General features: G+C 36.5%; 13 protein-coding genes and 2 pseudogenes. 4 read left to right on the top strand and 11 right to left on the bottom strand.

The features are described 5' to 3' along the window. Window positions 1-40: 40 nt before the first annotated feature. From C4E06_RS19735 to fbp, 6 genes are all read right to left on the bottom strand, one after another. Entirely contained in the window at window positions 41-1,027 is a 987-nt protein-coding gene (locus C4E06_RS19735) for a methyltransferase domain-containing protein (protein ID WP_107669989.1), read from the bottom strand. An 80-nt stretch (window positions 1,028-1,107) separates the two neighbouring features. Then, window positions 1,108-3,747: a pPIWI_RE module domain-containing protein gene (locus tag C4E06_RS19730; protein WP_107669987.1), complete on the bottom strand. Its 2,640-nt coding sequence runs from the start codon at window positions 3,745-3,747 to the stop codon at window positions 1,108-1,110. Between the two features lie 8 nt (window positions 3,748-3,755). Beyond that, window positions 3,756-7,079 (bottom strand): hypothetical protein, encoded by a 3,324-nt coding sequence (locus C4E06_RS19725; RefSeq protein WP_107669985.1) that lies wholly within the window; start codon window positions 7,077-7,079, stop codon window positions 3,756-3,758. Further along, the gene (locus tag C4E06_RS19720; RefSeq protein ID WP_107669983.1) at window positions 7,076-8,125 is read right to left on the bottom strand and encodes a hypothetical protein; all 1,050 of its coding nucleotides are present in this window, start codon (window positions 8,123-8,125) and stop codon (window positions 7,076-7,078) included. Before C4E06_RS19720 ends, C4E06_RS19725 begins: the two co-directional genes overlap by 4 nt. Window positions 8,126-8,127: 2 nt before the next feature. Further along, window positions 8,128-8,670: a bifunctional adenosylcobinamide kinase/adenosylcobinamide-phosphate guanylyltransferase gene (gene cobU, locus C4E06_RS19715; RefSeq protein ID WP_107669981.1), complete on the bottom strand. Its 543-nt coding sequence runs from the start codon at window positions 8,668-8,670 to the stop codon at window positions 8,128-8,130. A gap of 49 nt (window positions 8,671-8,719) precedes the next feature. Further along, window positions 8,720-9,763: a class 1 fructose-bisphosphatase gene (fbp, locus tag C4E06_RS19710; RefSeq protein WP_107669979.1), complete on the bottom strand. Its 1,044-nt coding sequence runs from the start codon at window positions 9,761-9,763 to the stop codon at window positions 8,720-8,722. A 219-nt stretch (window positions 9,764-9,982) separates the two neighbouring features. On the opposite strand from fbp, the gene C4E06_RS28205 reads away from it, so the two are divergent. The 3 genes from C4E06_RS28205 (at window position 9,983) to C4E06_RS19700 (ending at window position 12,664) form a co-directional block, all read left to right on the top strand. Further along, window positions 9,983-10,201 (top strand): hypothetical protein, encoded by a 219-nt coding sequence (locus tag C4E06_RS28205; protein WP_198648847.1) that lies wholly within the window; start codon window positions 9,983-9,985, stop codon window positions 10,199-10,201. Window positions 10,202-10,227: 26 nt separating this feature from the next. Then, a complete protein-coding gene (locus tag C4E06_RS19705; RefSeq protein ID WP_198648846.1) occupies window positions 10,228-10,773 on the top strand; it encodes a hypothetical protein in 546 nt (181 codons plus the stop codon). Between the two features lie 148 nt (window positions 10,774-10,921). Then, window positions 10,922-12,664, top strand: coding sequence for a peroxidase family protein (locus C4E06_RS19700; protein ID WP_107669977.1), 1,743 nt, complete (start codon window positions 10,922-10,924; stop codon window positions 12,662-12,664). A gap of 126 nt (window positions 12,665-12,790) precedes the next feature. Here C4E06_RS19700 and C4E06_RS19695 read toward each other — a convergent pair whose 3' ends face one another. The 3 genes and pseudogenes from C4E06_RS19695 to C4E06_RS19685 form a co-directional block, all read right to left on the bottom strand. After that, window positions 12,791-13,648, bottom strand: coding sequence for a lipopolysaccharide assembly protein LapB (locus C4E06_RS19695; RefSeq protein WP_107669975.1), 858 nt, complete (start codon window positions 13,646-13,648; stop codon window positions 12,791-12,793). A 107-nt stretch (window positions 13,649-13,755) separates the two neighbouring features. Beyond that, window positions 13,756-14,061 (bottom strand): annotated as a pseudogene (locus C4E06_RS29665) (hypothetical protein); the annotation flags it as partial. Between the two features lie 234 nt (window positions 14,062-14,295). Beyond that, the gene (locus C4E06_RS19685) at window positions 14,296-14,544 is read right to left on the bottom strand and encodes a Ycf34 family protein (protein WP_107669973.1); all 249 of its coding nucleotides are present in this window, start codon (window positions 14,542-14,544) and stop codon (window positions 14,296-14,298) included. Window positions 14,545-14,632: 88 nt separating this feature from the next. On the opposite strand from C4E06_RS19685, the gene C4E06_RS19680 reads away from it, so the two are divergent. Beyond that, window positions 14,633-15,898 carry a CCA tRNA nucleotidyltransferase gene (locus C4E06_RS19680; RefSeq protein WP_107669971.1) on the top strand — a complete coding sequence of 422 codons (1,266 nt, stop codon included), beginning with the start codon at window positions 14,633-14,635 and terminating at the stop codon, window positions 15,896-15,898. Here the strand turns inward: C4E06_RS19680 and C4E06_RS19675 are convergent. Together C4E06_RS19675 and C4E06_RS29660 are read right to left on the bottom strand one after the other, a co-directional pair. Then, a complete protein-coding gene (locus C4E06_RS19675; RefSeq protein WP_107669969.1) occupies window positions 15,891-17,174 on the bottom strand; it encodes a cell wall metabolism sensor histidine kinase WalK in 1,284 nt (427 codons plus the stop codon). The genes C4E06_RS19680 and C4E06_RS19675 overlap by 8 nt on opposite strands. Before the next feature lie 41 nt (window positions 17,175-17,215). Next, window positions 17,216-17,402, bottom strand: a pseudogene (locus C4E06_RS29660) (helix-turn-helix domain-containing protein); the annotation flags it as partial.

The following is a 17,402-nucleotide window of genomic DNA, read 5'->3' as shown; positions in this document are numbered from 1 at the left end:
AACGTTTTCGTGTTTTTTTCTATGGAAGAAAAACTATAAATTACCGAACAAGACTGTTGGCAGTAGACTGTTCTGCCAGTTCCTTCCCTGAGTCAGATTTTACCGCGCGAAACATTCCAAAGCGGCATAACCCTGTCCCGAAACCAATCCGCATTAACAACAGTGTGGGAACTTCCCTGAGAGATTTAATAATTCCAGCAACACCAAATTTAATCATTCCTTGGGGCCGAATCACTCCTTGCCAAATGGAGTCTAACCAAGAAGGTAGGGTTTCTTGTGTCCAATCTGCTGTTATTACTTCCCCTTCAGTTAATCCTGTGGCTTCGATTTGTTCGGAAAATCCTTCTATACTTGAAAAGGCAGGATGGGACCATTGATCTAATAGTTGACGCATTAAGGGTTTTTCCCAGAAATTAAGGGGTTTTTGACGGTCATCCCGTTGATTCCAATCCGCAACCACTAAAATTCCCCCAGGTTTTAACACTCTCATCATTTCCTCGGCATATTTAGCTTTATCTTCCATGTGGGGACCCGCTTCAATGGACCACACCACATCAAAACTATTATCGGGGAAAGAAAGAGCCAGAGCATCATCTACCTTAAAATCAGCCGTAACCCCTGCTGGCGTTAATTCTTGGGCGCGTTTAACCTGTTGGGGACTAATGGTAACTCCGGTGACAGCAAAGCCGTAATCTTTGGCTAAAATGCGACTGCTTCCCCCAATACCGCAACCTACATCTAACACGGTGGTTCCTTGGGGTAGTTTATCTAAACCGCCCCATTTGACCATTTCGTGAACAAAATCTTCTTTTGCTTGTAAGAAATCCTTTCGTTGTGGTGGGGAACCGTAATGTCCTAAATGAATATGTTCGCCCCAATAAAATTCTAGAATACCGTCTTCTGTCCATTCGTCGTAGGAATTCGCCACAGTTTCCGAAGATTCGTAGTTGCGAGGGGTGATTAAATAGACAACAATCCCTATGATTGCCAGTAAAGTAATAGAGCCAAGTGTGTAATATAAGTACATTAAGGAATCTGTAATATTTGTTTACAATGTTCTACTTATGATATCAACTTTTGCAAAAATGGAAGGTCTAGGATTGAATGTTACTCGGTTATTTCTTCACTGAAACACCATTCTTTAAGTTTCTCGGCCAAAGATAAAGGTAGAGGATATTTGCATTCGTCTGCACTCCACCAATGACGCGATCGCAACTCATGAGCAATTTTGTGATGTAAGATAAACTTGTCTGGTGATGGTGTGGCTAATATATTATGGGCGCGGGGTTGAGGCATTTTCCAGTCTTTTTTGGTTATCGGATCGTAAGTTTTACTCTTTGCAGAAGTATAAGGCTCAAAACGACTCGTTGTTTTGATTTGGTTACTTAATGTTTGTGGTTTTTGAGCAATACTTAATACAGTTTGATGTAATGTTAATCCTATCAATGGTATTTCGCCAGGTTTAGAATTAAGTGGCATAAAAATTCCATTGGCATAAGAAGCTATTTCTGGGTCAAATTCTTCTGAAAAATCTTCGTTTTCTATAGGTAGTCCATATCCCGAAGCTACTTCCTTATTATCTAAATCTCGAATACGAATAATAGTCATTTTATTAGTCGGTGGTTTATTTGGATTGAAGTGTGTCTCTTGTAACCATGGCCAGTATCTTCTCGAATTTTGTGCATGAGCATAAATATAGATATTATCAGCATTTGAATAATTAAGACTAAGCTCATCTAACATTTTTTTTACAACAGTTTCATCTTGCTTGGTTTTATTTTTTCGTTTATTAGATAAATAACAAACAGCATCAGGCAATGAAAACCATTTTATTTTCTCACCTTCTAGTAATAAAACATTAATTTCATTTTTATAAATAACAACTAAGACAGGTTCATAAAAAGGGTCATTAGAGGTTGCTTTATTTCGAGAGATTACATAAAAACCTGCATAAGCATTATTATCTTCAGAAGTTGATAAAGGATAGTTTTGATCGAAAGGCATTATTGCATCTAAAATTGACTGAAAAGCACGATTAAATAAACTTTTTTCTAATTTATTTTTTTTATCTTTATTGGTACATTGTTCATAAGATACGATACATTGAGGAATTAAATGATATTTTGGTAACATTGATTTGATATAAGATTTTGGATCAACATTATTTTTATAAGATGGGTGATCCTGGTCTAATATTTCAACGATGATTGGTGTAGGATTATCTTGTTTGTATTTAGCACCAAACTCTTTAATATGTTTGAACTCAGGAATTTTTCTCTTGGGGGAAGTTTTTCTATTAGATTCTTTCAAAGTAATATGATTAGCTATATTATCCCAAGGAATAAAAATTAAGTTTAAACTATCTCCAAAATAATGATCAGCAACTTGTTGAATAGCATCTTTTGTTTTAGAATTACTGGCAGTACAAATATAAAGGGTTATATTATTAGCTCTTTGTTGTAAAAATGTTTTATAATCTTCAGGAAGTTTTGGTAAATTATCATGATTAGGCTTAAATGATTTTTTATATTTTTCCTGTGGATGTTCAAGAAATTGGTTTTTTACTAATTGTGAAGCATGATCAAATTGCTGTTTTATAGTCTCATTTTTTTTGATTTCAGATATTTTTTGCCAAGGTTGAGTTAACTTTAAACTCTTAGGTAAAAATTCAATAATTTGTTTTAGTAATCTTCTGCCATCAGCAATAGTAAATCCTGTTCCGACTCCGACTTTTTGCCATACTCTAGCAGGAATTAAAATATCGATGTCATCACTTTCAAAATAGTTCAAAGGTTGTTTAAGTACATCTTCAATATTAGGAATAGAAACTTTTACTCCTAATTTATCTAATATTTGTAATATTTTTTGATTTTTCCAACGACTTTCAAATTGATTTTCTTTATCTTCTATTTCTTCTTTTTTAAAGTTTTTGGCTTCTAAAACCGTAAAACAATTAGGCTCAATAAAATTCAACTCTCTTGACCAAGGTTTTAACTTACGAATATAACAATAAGTTGTATTCTTTTGTAAGCCAATTTCGTTTTTATCTCCTCGTTTGACAAACCAACGTTTCATTTTAAAATGAATATTGATTCTTTTCTGTTTTAGATCGCTTTGAGTAGAAATAACAACGCCAATAGACCATTTATATCTACGGGAAGTTGTCAAAGGTGGCCAAGAAACTAACTCAACTGTATTACTTTTTCTACTAGGACTAAATAGTAACTTAAATTTTTTATCATCCCCTAACTCATATTCTTGTTCACTTAATAGTTTACCCATTGCCCAAGCTGGTGACCACCATTCTAACTGTTCTGGGGTTGCTTCTTTCCATTGAAATTGTTTTGGAGTACATAAACTTTTGACCTTTTCATGTTTTGATTCTGGATAGCAAACTTCGACCCATTTTCTAAATATTAAAGATAATTTTTTAGGATCAACAGGTTCATCAGCTAAAAAAGCTGAGGGGTTAGGTTCATCATTTTTAGTTAGATTATTAATTACTCTAATTTGAGGTAATAGTAAACGTAACGTATTTAGTAAAGAATTAGTCGGTGCATTTTTTTTATCTTCTTCGTAGTGTAGTTTGAATTTTTCTAAATTAGGGAATGCCATAACATAACCGGTAATATCTTTAATCAATGCTGCATCATATTCAAAATAAATCGGTTGAAAATAGTTGTAGTGTTTTTTTTCCATAATTTGAACTTGTGGGTAAATAGATAAATGATGTGGTAAGGTGGGCATTGCCCACCCTACAAAGGGCGTTGATTGATATAGTGAGTTAAACGAGTCAAAGGATAATAAACCGGCCCGTATAAGGTTTCAATTAAACGACCAGACGAACCCCCTGCTTTAATAGCATTCCCCAAAAGTTGACGAACGGCTAACAACAGAGATGTTTTTTCTGTTTCATTGTCACCTTTACCTTGTGCAGTTTGTGGCATAAATGCAGCATCCGTAAACCAAACAACCGTATTACGCCCTCCACGGGTGCTACGGCCAATTAATTGGGTTAAATTTACTGCTAACGTCCAAATAAGCGGATCTCTCATGGCAACGTCTTGTATTTCGTCTGGTAGGTTAGAGAAAATTTGCGGAACAGCTAAGAATACATCTCTTGTATTTCTCGCTTCTCTTTGAATGGTAGTGACAGGTTTAGAACCCATATTATCAACGGCGTTTTTGTTCACTGCACTGATAATAATTTGATTATCATCGGGACGAGGATGTTGTCTTACTAATATGACCATACCACCAAAATAAGGCTCTTCTTTATTATCTGGGTGCATGAGGTTAACCGCGCGAGAAATAGCACCAATAGGAGCAATTAATAGTTCTTTTCCTTGACTGGGAAATTCTGTCATTTTGGAACGAGGAACATTGATATCAGGAGACCATAAAACACTGTCTCCATCTCGAACCACAAAAGACGCTTTTTCTTGATAGGGTGGTTTTAAGCAAGTATAGAAGGTTTTGGCTTCAGCGTAACTATTAGTAATTAATAGGAGATTTTTTCGGTCTTCTCCTATTTTATCTTTTAAATAGGTTTGAAATCGATCAATTAAAGGTTCACCTTGGGTAAAGGGACGACATAAACCAGATACCATCTTTCCTATATTGTCGTGACGTTGGTCCCCATAGGAACCAGATATCCTCACAGGAATGTTACTATTATCGACCACAGGACAAAAGAAAAATTCACTTTTTCTCGTTACTTTTTCAATTTTTTCTTTTGGTGGTTCAATTAGTAAACTAGGTTTTTGTTGAACATGAAACCCATAAGATTGTTTGTTTTCTCCTGAATAACTGGTAGCTGAAGTCACTAATAAATGAGAGGGTGTTAACCCATCAACTGTAAAAATTTCTTGCCATTGACTTAAAAGCGATCGCCCGATACAAATACCTCTATGTATTTTAAGATGTCCATCTTGATATTGTGCGCTAGTCACTGCACCCACGGGAGACGCAGGTAACAATTTTTCAAAATCAACGGGTGGAATTAAGGGTAAATTAGATTGAAGTTCACTATTAGATAATCTTCTAGTTGAAATATGTTTACCTAATGCTCCTAACCCTTGAGCCGCATAAATAGACAATTGTAATAACATTGCTAGATTATCAATAAATTTTTCTTCGTCAGATTCTAATTTATTGAGTTCTGTATCCCATTTCGTTTCTTTGATAAATTCAACGCATTTAGGATGAGGAATTTTAGAGGATGGTGTATTTAATAAAATCCCTGCTATGTAAGTTAATTTAGTGACAATTTTGCTATCTTTACTCTCTAATCCTACTAAACTGGGATCGCTAATCTTATCTTGTATCCGTTTAAAGATTTCACGATATCTTTCATAACTTTTTTCGTATTTATTAGCGGTTGGTTTGCGTATTTTTTCGCCTAAACGAATTTTGATTTTTCCTGATAGATGTTCAGCTAAACTATCAAATAAAGACCAAGCAGCAAATAATCTTCCTTCTGTTGCACATTGTCTCAGTAATGTTTCAATTTCTTGTGTTGGTTGTTTCCCTTGAAAAATAGCAGCAATATCTCTTAGAGAATACATCATATCTGCGATTGCTTTACACGCTAAAAATTTCCATCCTTCTGATTCCTCAAGATAAGAATCTCTAAATTTTTTGAGTACAACAACTTCCCCTTCTAAAACACTATTTATATGCTGATAAAATTCATTACGTGACCAAGTATCTTGCATTTGCTCAAAAGAGGCAAGGGTAACAATAGGATAAAAAAGTTCATCTAATTTAGGTTGAGCGAGATCCACTTCATCTACTACAAACAAGTCAGTAGTTAAGGCTAAATATTCAATAATTGTAATGTTTTCTTTTAAGGTATGACTCGATACTTTTTTATGAATAAAACCTGGTAATGTTCCGACAATTAACTGCGCTTTTTCTAATTCTTTAGCAGTGATATGTTGGGGACAAACTCCCACTAAAGGACAATCATATTTTTTCTTTTTTGGATCATTAACATCTTCTAATTGATTAAAACAAGGTTTTTTATTTCTTTTATTTATAGTTGACTGTGGACTTGACGGGGTTGCTAATGCGAATAAGGGACAACATTGACTTAACCATTTAAACCCTGGATGAGTAAAAGATTGATCTTTATTATCAAACATAATTGCTTGATTTAAGCGACTTAAATGTTTATGTCGTTCAGAATTACCAATAATAGGTACTGCTTCAATGTTTGTTTTTTGAGCAAATTCTAACCAATCTTGAACCTCTCCTACACTATTAGTCGCAATGGTAATTCTTTTATTTTGTTCAATTAATACAGTAATTAAGCTTTCAATTAATGTTGATTTTCCGCTACCAGTCGGTCCTAAAATATGACTTTCACCATCAATATATATCTCATCAGTTTCTTTATTATTCTTTATATCCCAATAACGAGACCTCTTAATAATTGTCCCTGCATCATACTTTAAAACTTCTTTTAACTCTCTTCCTTTATTAACCAATGTTTTAAGAGATATTCTAATCAACTCACGATTATTACTTAAATTAATACTCGGAATATTATTTTTATATTGTATTCCTATATTAGCAATATTTTCGGAAATTTTAACGAATCTGGTTTCCTCTGAATTAATCTTAAACTGATAATCTCCTTTTGGTGCAGGATCATATTTTTTTGTATCAAATTTAAGTGTTTTATTTAAGACACTTTCATAAATTTCATAGCGATTCGTAAACATATCATTAGTTAAACGAATACAGTTATTTTCATAATCAATTTCAAACCCTAAAATACTATTATTATTTTTAGCCAGATCATCATAATTTCTTAAAGCAATTTCCCAACTAATAGAACTGCGAAATTCTGATGCTAAATGACGTAAATGTTTAATAATTTTCCACTGCTGATCACTTACTCCTGGTTCTCGATAACCCTGCATTAATAAATGAGCTTTTTTTATAGGATGTAAAGGGAAATAAGTATGTAAAGCGTATAACATCAATTCAGTGCGAATAAAATTAGTTCGTTGAGAAACATAATTTTCAAACTGTTCACTTAATTTTTTTAGCCAACTACTTGAATTTCTCATTTTAATTCCTTTTTGATACGTTTAATTAATTCTGATTCTGAAATCACTTCAATATTACCTTGATATTTACTTTTAAAAATAGCTTGATCTTGCAGCTTTTTAAGTCGATAGTCAGGAACCACAAAAAATGATTGAGATTGACCAATATCAGGAATTTTATCTTGATTTAATTTCCTAGCTAATCTTGTCGCACTTCCCCAGTCTTTTGCATCAATTGCCCAAATTTTACCATCAGGAAAAGTAATTTTTAGATCAGCTTTATCTAGTTCTGGCCATAACTCTACTTCTAGTCCCATTTCCTTAATAATTTTTGCTAGACGTAATTCAATTAAAGAGGGTCTAATTAAACAATAAACAGTATCAATAATCGGTGATTTATCGACTTTTTGCTCTAAAGGTTCACAACATTCATTAATTTCTCTTGCGGCACAGTCTAAATAACCACCACATTTTTTACATAATCCCATATCATGAGACTGGGGAGGTGCAGGTTGATAAGCTTCTTCTAATAAGTCTTTTACTCTTTCAATTTCAGGATGTTTATCTAGTAATAATGCTTGATCAAATTCAGAAGGAAAGGGATTTTCTGCTATGAAACGACGAAATATAGTATAGGTTTGTAGAGGTAAATCATATTTTTTAATTTCGTCCATCAACCGAAGAATATAGCTTTGATTATTATCAATTTCTAAACTTAAACTATAATCACTGGCAAAGTCTTCACATTCCTCCGATGGTTGTATCATATCCTCGATTAAAGGTTCATCAGGAAAATCAACCCATTGGCAAAAATCGGGTTCTACTGCTTCTACTGAGTGTCTCGCTGCTTCAACCATGTTAAGAATAGAAGGATGACGCATTTTTTCATCCCTCAATATCCATTTAATGCTTAATTGCTCAAATGCTTCGTATAAAGGTTGAGGAAATGGCTGATAATCATTAACAAGATAAGCCGGTTCACCTCTGTTGATACGATCGCAGATTTCGACCAACCCTTTACACAGTTTGATGAATAATATTTCTTCTTCTGTATGCTTTTCTGTCATCTTTACAATGTGTCTAAAGGCTGTCCTAATAAACTTAAATTGAGAACGTGACCCCCTGCAACTAAATAGGTGATGTCTGCGATCGCCCCTAACTGTCGGATCAAATGTCCTAAGCGATCGCGGAATAATCTCCCTAACGGATAAGCAGGAACCACACCCCATCCTGTTTCCTCGGCCACAAAAATAAGATCCACTGACGCTTGTTGTGTTGTCTCTAACAAGCGAGTGGTTATGGTTTCCCAAGTTTCTTCATCTTCTTCTAACCCATTGGCCACCCAAGTCCCCAAAGAGTCAATTAAGAGACAATGGGGAGGGTTTGCTTGTTCAATGGTTGCACAAAGATCATAGGGAACGGATAGGGTTTGCCAGTGAGAGGGACGACGACGGCGATGTTTTTCGATACGCTGTTGCCATTCAGCATCATCGGGGTTTTCTAAAGCAGTGGCCACATAAATAACTGGTTGATCTTGTTTCTCGGCCAACCTTTCGGCCCACTCGCTTTTTCCTGAACGACTGGGCCCCGTCACTAAAATATGTTTAGACATTAGTCTTGGCAAGAAAGAAAATTAATTCTTCATTCTTCATTCTAAATTCTTAATTCCCCCGACGTTGATGATCTTGGATAAAGGACTCGACTAAGCTGACATCTTCTTTAGAACCGATGACTAAAGGACTTCTAGCATGAAGTTTATCGGGAACAACGTCTAAGATGGGTTTCAGTCCATTGCTGGCCTTGCCTCCTGCTTGTTCAACTAAAAAGGCTAAGGGCGCACTTTCGTATAATAAACGTAATTTTCCTTCCGGTTTCTTAACGGTTCCGGGGTATAAAAACACGCCCCCTTGCATCAAAATACGGTGAATATCTCCCACTAATGCCCCACTATAGCGGGCGGTATAACCTTCATGACGATGGACATAACGGGTATAGTCTCTAATAGCATCATCCCACTGCCAGAAGTTTCCTTCATTGGTACTATAGACAGGACCGTGATCGGGGATTTGTATATTTTCTTGTGCGAGGATAAACTCCCCTAAACTGGGGTCTAGCAAGAAGGAATGAACGCCATGGCCGATGGAATAGACCAACATGGTAGACGGTCCATAGACAATATAGCCGGCCGCTAATTGTTCGTGTCCATCTTTTAAGAGATCATTGCCTTCTCCGTCGAGATCCTCCTCTTTTTGTTGACGAATGGCAAAGATTGATCCCACGTTTAAATTAATATCGACATTAGATGAGCCATCAATGGGATCGTATAACAAAGTATACCGACCAATGGGACAATTTTCAGGAATATAATAGGGTTTGTCCATCTCTTCTGAGGCTAAACGGCACACTAAGCCACTTTGTTTAAAGACAGAGATAAACACATCATTGGCATAGACATCCATCTTTTTGACGGACTCCCCTTGTACATTGGTTTCTCCAGTAAATCCTAAGACATCGGCCATCAAACCAGCACGACTGAGACGGCGAGCAACCAGTTTCCCGGCTAAGGCAATGCGGTTCATAATGGCACTGAGATCCTGCGCTTCGGGAGAAAAACTTTGAAGCTGTTGCAAAACGTGACGTGACAGAGTCATACAGTCACGATCAAGGCTATGTTCTGGGACGGTAGGGGTTTGTAAACTGGTCATAATAGAAGTCAAAGATTTACACTATCGATAGCCCGTATTGATTGACAGGTTAGCGAATTTACTGAGGCTATTATCAATGTTAATCAAGAATAGTTATATTCTCTAATAACTTTAGATGAATTTCAGGTTAGGTTAAGCTTTAACTCTTATCTATCATACTAAATGAGTTTAAATTATAATCAGTCAAAACAACGTTAAGTGGCTCACAGGGAACTTTTTATGGAATTGAATAACTTTTCTTTAATGACAGGCCTAGCCATTGGAATTAATATTCCTTTAGTGACTATTATTATTGTTACCTTAATCAGTCGATATCGAAATAAACAGCAAATTAAAAAAAACGAGAAAAATTTATTACTAATTATCAATTTAGTTTCGGGTTTAAAGAAAAATTTGCAAAAACAAGAAGTTATTTATCTTCTGAACAACAAGCATTAGTCTTTTCTGCCCTAAAAGATTATTTTTTGATTTGCTATAAAGCTGAACAACGCATGGTATCGATGCCCTCTCAAATTGTTGACGAAGCTTGGCACGAATTTATTTTATTTACGAAAGAATATAGTGATTTTTGTTCTCAAGGGTTTGGCTATTTTCTGCATCATACCCCTGCTGAAGCCATGAAAACAGGAACTCAAGGACAACAAGGAATTCGTTTAGCTTGGGAATTAGCTTGTCAAAAAGACCATATTAATTCTTATCGACCGAAACGTTTACCTTTATTATTTGCTATTGATACTTTATTAGAAATTGAAAATGGATTTTACTATACGTTAGATTGTTTTCAGCATAAGAAAACGAGTCCCGAAAATAGCATTTCTTCTTACTGTGTTACCGATATTATTTATGGTGTTGGCTGTGGTGGCCATTCAGATAGTTATGACCATTCGGTTGATACTAATACTCATCATAGCACCATAGATCATACTTCTTGTGGAAGTGGTCATAGTTGCGGGAGTAGTTGCGGGAGCAGTTGCGGAGGGGGTTGTGGCGGAGGGTGTGGTGGTTGTTGAAGGAGGCAGGAGTTAAAGTTTGTGTGAGAAAATAAAAAATTTGTATTCTCATGAAACTTTTGTCTCATAATATGGGTTTAATAAAATGAGAATCCACCATAAAATACTCATTTAACCGGTGGATAGGCTTTAATTCCCTTATATAGATATGAATAAAAAAATTGCTATTACCTTAACCACTGTCACTACTCTTAGTGTGGGAATGTTATTTCCTGCTAAGGCGGCTGAATTTCGCAGTATGGACGGTACAGGTAATAATGCTAATAATCCTACTTTTGGGTCTGTGGGGAGTGATTTAATTCGCTTTTCAGGGGTTGCCTACGAAGATGGCCTTGCTATCCCTAGAGGGGGTTTAAATTCTAGTGTTTTACCGAATCCTCGGGCTATTAGTAACGCTATTTCTGCTCAATCTGTTTTTATTCCTAACGCATCAAAAGTGACAGACTGGGTGTGGCAATGGGGCCAGTTTCTTGACCATGATCTCGATTTAAGTCCCATTGGTAATAGTGAACCCTTTAATATTCTTGTCCCTGGTGGAGATCCCGATTTTGACCCTTTTAACACGGGAACTCAACAAATTGGCTTAAATCGCTCAGAATTTAATACTGATGGTTTCGGTGTGCGTCAACAGTTTAACGAGATTACTGCTTATATCGATGCTTCTAATATTTATGGTTCAGATAATGATCGTATCAATGTTCTACGGATGAATGATGGCACCGGAAAACTAATTGCTGAAACAGCCAACAATGGGGAAAAGTTGTTGATGTTAAATACACCAGGTATTGCCAATGATACAGGAGGTGATCCCAATACGGAAAACTATTTTCTATCAGGAGATGTGCGCGCCAATGAACAAATAGGACTAACGGCGACTCATACCCTATTTATGCGCGAACATAATCGTATTGCTGATGATCTTAAAATTCGTCTCGATAATGGAGAAACTGCTTTAGTTAATAAATTCCAGGAGTCCGGTCTGAGTGAAGGGGATTTTATCTTTCAGTCGGCCCGTAAAGTGGTGGGCGCACAGATGCAAATCATCACCTATAATCAGTGGTTACCGGTTATTCTAGGGGAAAATGCCTTAGAAGACTATAACGGTTACGATGGTCAGATTGATGCAAGCATTGCAACAGAGTTCTCTACGGCTGCTTTCCGTTTTGGTCATACCATGTTATCTCCCGATCTTCTCAGGGTTGATAATGAGGGTAATATTGTTGAGTCTTTATCGTTACGGGATAGTTTCTTTAACCCTGATGAAGTGTTAGAAGATGGTATCGATACCGTGTTAATGGGTTTAGCTTTTCAACAAGCCCAAGAATTGGATACCTTGTTAGTTGATGATGTGCGTAACTTCTTATTTGGACCCCCTGGGGCTGGCGGGTTTGATCTCGCTTCTCTTAATCTACAACGGGGTCGAGATCATGGTATTCCTGATATTAATACGGTGCGTTTAGCCTTGGGATTAGTCCCTTATACCACCTTTTTGCAACTGACTGGGGGTGATATGGATTTAGCCACCGCTTTTGCCAGTGTTTATAATAGTCTGGATGAAGTGGATTTGTGGATTGCTGGTTTAGCAGAGAAGAAGGTCAATGGGGGTTTATTAGGGGAAACCTTTAGCCATATTCTCATTGACCAATTTACTCGCAGTCGAGACGGCGATCGCTTTTTTTATCTTAACGACCTCGATCATCTTAATCTCTTAGATCCTACCCTTGAAACTGTCACCCTCTCTACTATTATTCGTCGCAATAGTAGCATCGAAACGATTCAAGATAATGCTTTTTTGGCGGCCTCAGTTCCCGAACCTAATAATAAGATAGGAATTTTCGGACTTGTTTTATTGGGTTTAATTGTATCTGGTGTTCGTCCTAGAAATTCATAATCGTCGAGTTCAGGATCAAGAGTTTAGAGTTACAGAAAATTGCAACAAGCGTGAGATACAACAATCGGTAGGGGCATAATATATTATGCCCCTACACCGTATTCCATCGAGTTGCAAACTGCTATATTATTCAGTTTCATCAGCTTTTTGAGGCTCAACCATTTCCTCTTTTTTCTTGTCTTGAGGACGCTGTAAAGAAATGTCTTTCAGTTGTTCTTTATATTGAACTGGGGCTTTAAGAATGGCTTCTTTAAATAACGTTTGGGCTTCGTTTTCTTGCCCTTGTTCTCTGAGTAACATTCCTTTAGCTAATAGGGGACGAAAATCATTTTTGTCTCCTTTAATGGCTTGATCGTACATGACTAAGGCATCATCATAACGTTCTTGTTGGCTGTAAATTTCTCCTAAGAGTAATTGTAGAGAGGTTAAATTAAAAACGCTCTCAGAAATGGACTCATTCGATTGTTCTTTGATGGCTTCATTTAAGGTATTCTGCACTAAACTAATGGCTGTTTGAGAACGATTTTGTTGTATATATAAATCCACCATTCCTTTTAAAGCGCGCATATCTCCGGGATTGGCTACTATAATTTCTTGATAGGTATTAAGGGCAGCTTCATAATTTTTGAGTTGTTGTTGAGATTGAGCCAGTAAAATGCCATAATCGGGTTCTTGAGGGTTAAGTTGGGCCAGTCGTTTGAGTGGGGTGATGGCTGCTTCTAAGTCTCCTTGTCTGAGTCTGGTTTCTAAGAGTCCTAATAGGGCGTTTTCGTTGTCGGGTTCCCGTTCTAAGACCATTTGATACCCTAAGGCTTCATTTTTCAGTCTCGTGCTTTCGGTGGTGACTAAGGAAGATTGATCAGCTTGTTGCGCTTGAACCATACTACTCACCACCGGTAAGATTGAAAAGGAGATTAGGGCCAAGAGCATTAATACTAACGTGGCATAAATCCAGCGACGTTTCTTAGTTTTAGCGTTTTTCATAAATAAATTAATTGACCCAGTTCAACATTGAGACTCCCTGGGTTGAAACCACAAGGATTCTAGAGGTTATCTAAACAGGGGATAAATCCACCTGTTTAGATATTACTCTAGTTAGGGGGGCTCTCATTAACCCCATCCTTTAAACCGTCTGCATCCATTACAAATACAGTTTCCTGAAGGCGCGGAATGCGCTCCCGCTTTCCTCTCGGATTTTAAATCCGAGAGGGTCGGGAGTCTAAAGGACATGAAAAACCTAGCCATTGACCTATGTTTTGACTAGCATTCCAGTCACTATTACATTGATAACCATCAAATCCCCTAAACCAATGTCCATTTCTTTTCCCAATCACACCGTTTCTGTGGTCTGATTTAGAGGTATAAGGTGCTGGTATTAGTTCAAAAGGAACACCATTTTATTATACGATTGGTTAAAACAAGGGGCTGTGTCTGCCGTCGCACGGCAGACTTTATAAACCTCGTCAATCGAGTCGCTTTTCATCTGATTACTATTAGAATTCTTTTAAGTGTTATGGCTATTGATTAGAATTAATGGATTACTTGACAGGAAACTCAATGAATAATCAAGCTTTAGTTGAATTTCCTGATGTTTAGCAATCCAAAATCTGGCTTTTTACCGATTACTTAATTTAAGCAGGAACCGGTTCTCCAGGACGTAACTTCATCCATTTTCCGCTTTCTTCTAAAAAGCTTTCGCAACCCACGACATCCCACTCCATTTCGATGTAATCTTCTTTAGGGCGAATGTTAACATTAATGGTAGGTTCTTGCGGGTCAAATGTCGGGTTATCGGTTAAATGGGGTTGTTGATGTTGTTCTTCTACTGCGTAATAGGTTTGACAACTATCAACGTAATGACAGTTAACACAAATACACATAGATTGCTCCTTTGTCCGTGTTACTTATTAATCTAACGTAAGATATGAAAATTTGACTAATTTTTAAGAGTTTATTTCTTTAGTTTCTATGAAGTCGTCCACATCACTGCTCAATTTTTCCCCCAATATTTTACCTTTTGATTTAGAATTGCTTCCCTCCACTGCTTATTTAGTGGGTGGGATGGTTCGAGATATTCTCCTTAATTATCAGCGAGATTATCTAGATTTAGATTTTGTTTTACCCGAATTTGCCATAGAAACGGCCAAAAAAATTGCTAATCAATATCATGCTGGTTTTGTAGTTTTAGATGCACAGAGAAACATTGCTAGAGTCGTATTTAAACAAGGAACCGTTGATTTTGCTCAACAGGAAGGAGATACCATCGAAAAAGATTTAAGTAGACGGGATTTTACGATTAATGCGATCGCCTATAATTTTCATCAACAAAAACTTATCGATCCTTTCAATGGTTTAGACGATTTACAGACAAAAACCATTAAAATGATTAGTATTCAAAATTTAAAAGATGATCCTCTCAGATTATTAAGAGCTTATCGTCAAGCAGCTCAATTACAGTTTACAATCGAACCTAAAACACGCCAAACTATTGCCCAATTATCTTCTTTAATTACTCAAGTTGCTGCGGAACGAGTGCAAAGCGAATTCAATTATTTACTCAGTAATGCAGAGGGGAGTCAATGGTTCATTCAAATGAAAAAGGATGGATTACTAAGCCCTTGGTTTTCTGAAATTAATGATTATAATTTACAGTTATTACAAGAAATTGATAAAAGTATTGAATTATTACTAAATACATTTCAACCAGATCAGTTAAAGCATTTATTTTTAATTGAAGATAATCAAAATGTTTATAGTAGCCACATCGTCCAAAAATCACGATTAACTTGTTTAGTATCTAAGGATTCTGAAATCGCCAAGAAAGAGTTAATCAACTTAAAGTATTCTAATCAAGAGATTAAAACAGTTGTCAATGTTCTCAATTATTTGCCTTGGTTAGAAAATCAGCAAGAACTATCCTTAAGAAAACAATATTTTTTATTTTTAGGATTGGGGGATAATTTTCCGATTTTTGCATTAGTGGGGTTAGGGAAAAATGCCGACCAGCAATTAATTTTTCAACTCATTGAGCATTATCTTGATCCTAAGGATAAAGTGGCTCATCCTATTCCTTTAATTACAGGCCATGATTTAATTAATCATCTTAATATTAAGCCCAGTCCTCAAGTTGGTGAACTGTTAACCGAAGTTTCCATCGCTCAAGTTGAAGGAAAAATAGCCACTAAAAAAGAAGCTTTAGCCTTGGCTAGAAGTTACATCAATCATATTACTTAAGCACGGATAACGGCTCGTTAACAGTTGGTAGAACAACTTCAAAACAAGTGCCAACTCCCAACTTGCTTTTAACGGTAATTTTGCCTTGATGGGAATGAGCGATCGCCTCAGCAATGGATAGTCCTAACCCCGTTCCTCCACTATGATGACGGGCTTTATCCGCACGCCAAAAGCGATCAAAAACGTGGGGTAAATCCTCTGGGGAAATGCCAACTCCTGTATCTTCTACCGCTATTTTAACCAGGCGATTATGTTGAACAAGTCGCACTAAAACCAAACCTTTTTCCGAGGTATAGTTGAGGGCATTATAAAGTAAATTAGAAAATAAACGGGTTAATTGATCCCGATTACCCATGACAAAAACTTCGTCAAAGACTTGATAATTTAAAGTAATCTTTTTTTCCTCTGCTAAGGGTTCAAGTAAGTCAATTAAGTTTTGTAATAACTCATTAAGACAAATAGAACTATGTTCAGGGTTAGCCTTTGTGGTTTTTTTTTCTGAACGAGCTAAAAATAATAAATCTTCGACTAAACGAGTCATCTGTTCTGTTGCATTAGCGATCGCTCCTACCTTGCGATTATCCTTTGCTTGAAAACGCTCAGGATGGCGACGCATAATGTCAATGGACGCTTTAATAGCCGTTAACGGTCCTCGGAGTTCGTGGGATGCGTCGGCCGTAAACTGCTGTTGCTTTTCATAGGCTTGTTCAATGGGTTTAACGGCGGTATCCGTTAAGAAATAACCCCCCACCGCAGCTAAAGTAAAAGCAACGATAGCACTGAAGGATAAAATCAATAATAATTGATGGTTTGAGGCTTCCAATTCTTCTAAAGATTGACTGACACGAATATAGCCTTGTGAAGCCGGGTTAATGTCTTCAGAAGCATTCACAGCAACAGAAAACGTAACACTACGAATTTTTGAGTTATTTTCTTCAGAAACTAGCGTCAATAAGCCCGGTTCAGGTTGAGAAGAAATGTCTAATGATCCTTGATGCCATAAAAGATTTTTGTTATAATCAAACCACTCTATCCTTTGAGTTTCAGGATTAAAAAGTTCTTCGTTCCCTAACTGTCTAAGGGAAGAAGTATCTTGATATTGAACTTTACTGAAAGTGGGTGTTACCACTTCAGCTAAGGCCATTAATTTGTTATCAACTTGTTTTGATTCTTGGCGAGTAAAAGAAACATAAATACTCCCACCGAATAAAATTAATATCCCTTCCATGACCAGTAGATAAAATAATAGGAGACGGAAGCGTACATTTTGAAACATTAGTCATACCTCATCAGAATCTCAGCTTCACGTAGGCTAGTCTAGGGGAACTCTTTAAGACGATATCCTAAGCCGTACACTGTTTCTATAACATCCGATTCAAGTCCGGCTGTTTTTAACTTTGACGTAAACTACTAATATGGGCTTTCACAGTAGCTTCTTCAGGAATTTGATCCATAGCCCAGAGATGATCCAGAAGTTGTGAACGGCTAAACATACGACGGGGAT

It is taken from the genome of Cyanothece sp. BG0011 (genome assembly GCF_003013815.1).
Lineage (GTDB): Bacteria > Cyanobacteriota > Cyanobacteriia > Cyanobacteriales > Microcystaceae > Crocosphaera.
This window is presented reverse-complemented; position numbering and strand designations above follow the sequence as displayed.

What these genes read in the sequence shown, in the direction of transcription:
- C4E06_RS19735 (WP_107669989.1), bottom strand. Translation starts at nt 1,027, where the DNA reads ATGTACTTATATTACACACTTGGCTCTATTACTTTACTGGCAATCATA.
- C4E06_RS19730 (WP_107669987.1), bottom strand. Translation starts at nt 3,747, where the DNA reads ATGCCCACCTTACCACATCATTTATCTATTTACCCACAAGTTCAAATT.
- C4E06_RS19725 (WP_107669985.1), bottom strand. Translation starts at nt 7,079, where the DNA reads ATGAGAAATTCAAGTAGTTGGCTAAAAAAATTAAGTGAACAGTTTGAA.
- C4E06_RS19720 (WP_107669983.1), bottom strand. Translation starts at nt 8,125, where the DNA reads ATGACAGAAAAGCATACAGAAGAAGAAATATTATTCATCAAACTGTGT.
- cobU (WP_107669981.1), bottom strand. Translation starts at nt 8,670, where the DNA reads ATGTCTAAACATATTTTAGTGACGGGGCCCAGTCGTTCAGGAAAAAGC.
- fbp (WP_107669979.1), bottom strand. Translation starts at nt 9,763, where the DNA reads ATGACCAGTTTACAAACCCCTACCGTCCCAGAACATAGCCTTGATCGT.
- C4E06_RS28205 (WP_198648847.1), top strand. Translation starts at nt 9,983, where the DNA reads ATGGAATTGAATAACTTTTCTTTAATGACAGGCCTAGCCATTGGAATT.
- C4E06_RS19700 (WP_107669977.1), top strand. Translation starts at nt 10,922, where the DNA reads ATGAATAAAAAAATTGCTATTACCTTAACCACTGTCACTACTCTTAGT.
- C4E06_RS19695 (WP_107669975.1), bottom strand. Translation starts at nt 13,648, where the DNA reads ATGAAAAACGCTAAAACTAAGAAACGTCGCTGGATTTATGCCACGTTA.
- C4E06_RS19685 (WP_107669973.1), bottom strand. Translation starts at nt 14,544, where the DNA reads ATGTGTATTTGTGTTAACTGTCATTACGTTGATAGTTGTCAAACCTAT.
- C4E06_RS19680 (WP_107669971.1), top strand. Translation starts at nt 14,633, where the DNA reads ATGAAGTCGTCCACATCACTGCTCAATTTTTCCCCCAATATTTTACCT.
- C4E06_RS19675 (WP_107669969.1), bottom strand. Translation starts at nt 17,174, where the DNA reads ATGTTTCAAAATGTACGCTTCCGTCTCCTATTATTTTATCTACTGGTC.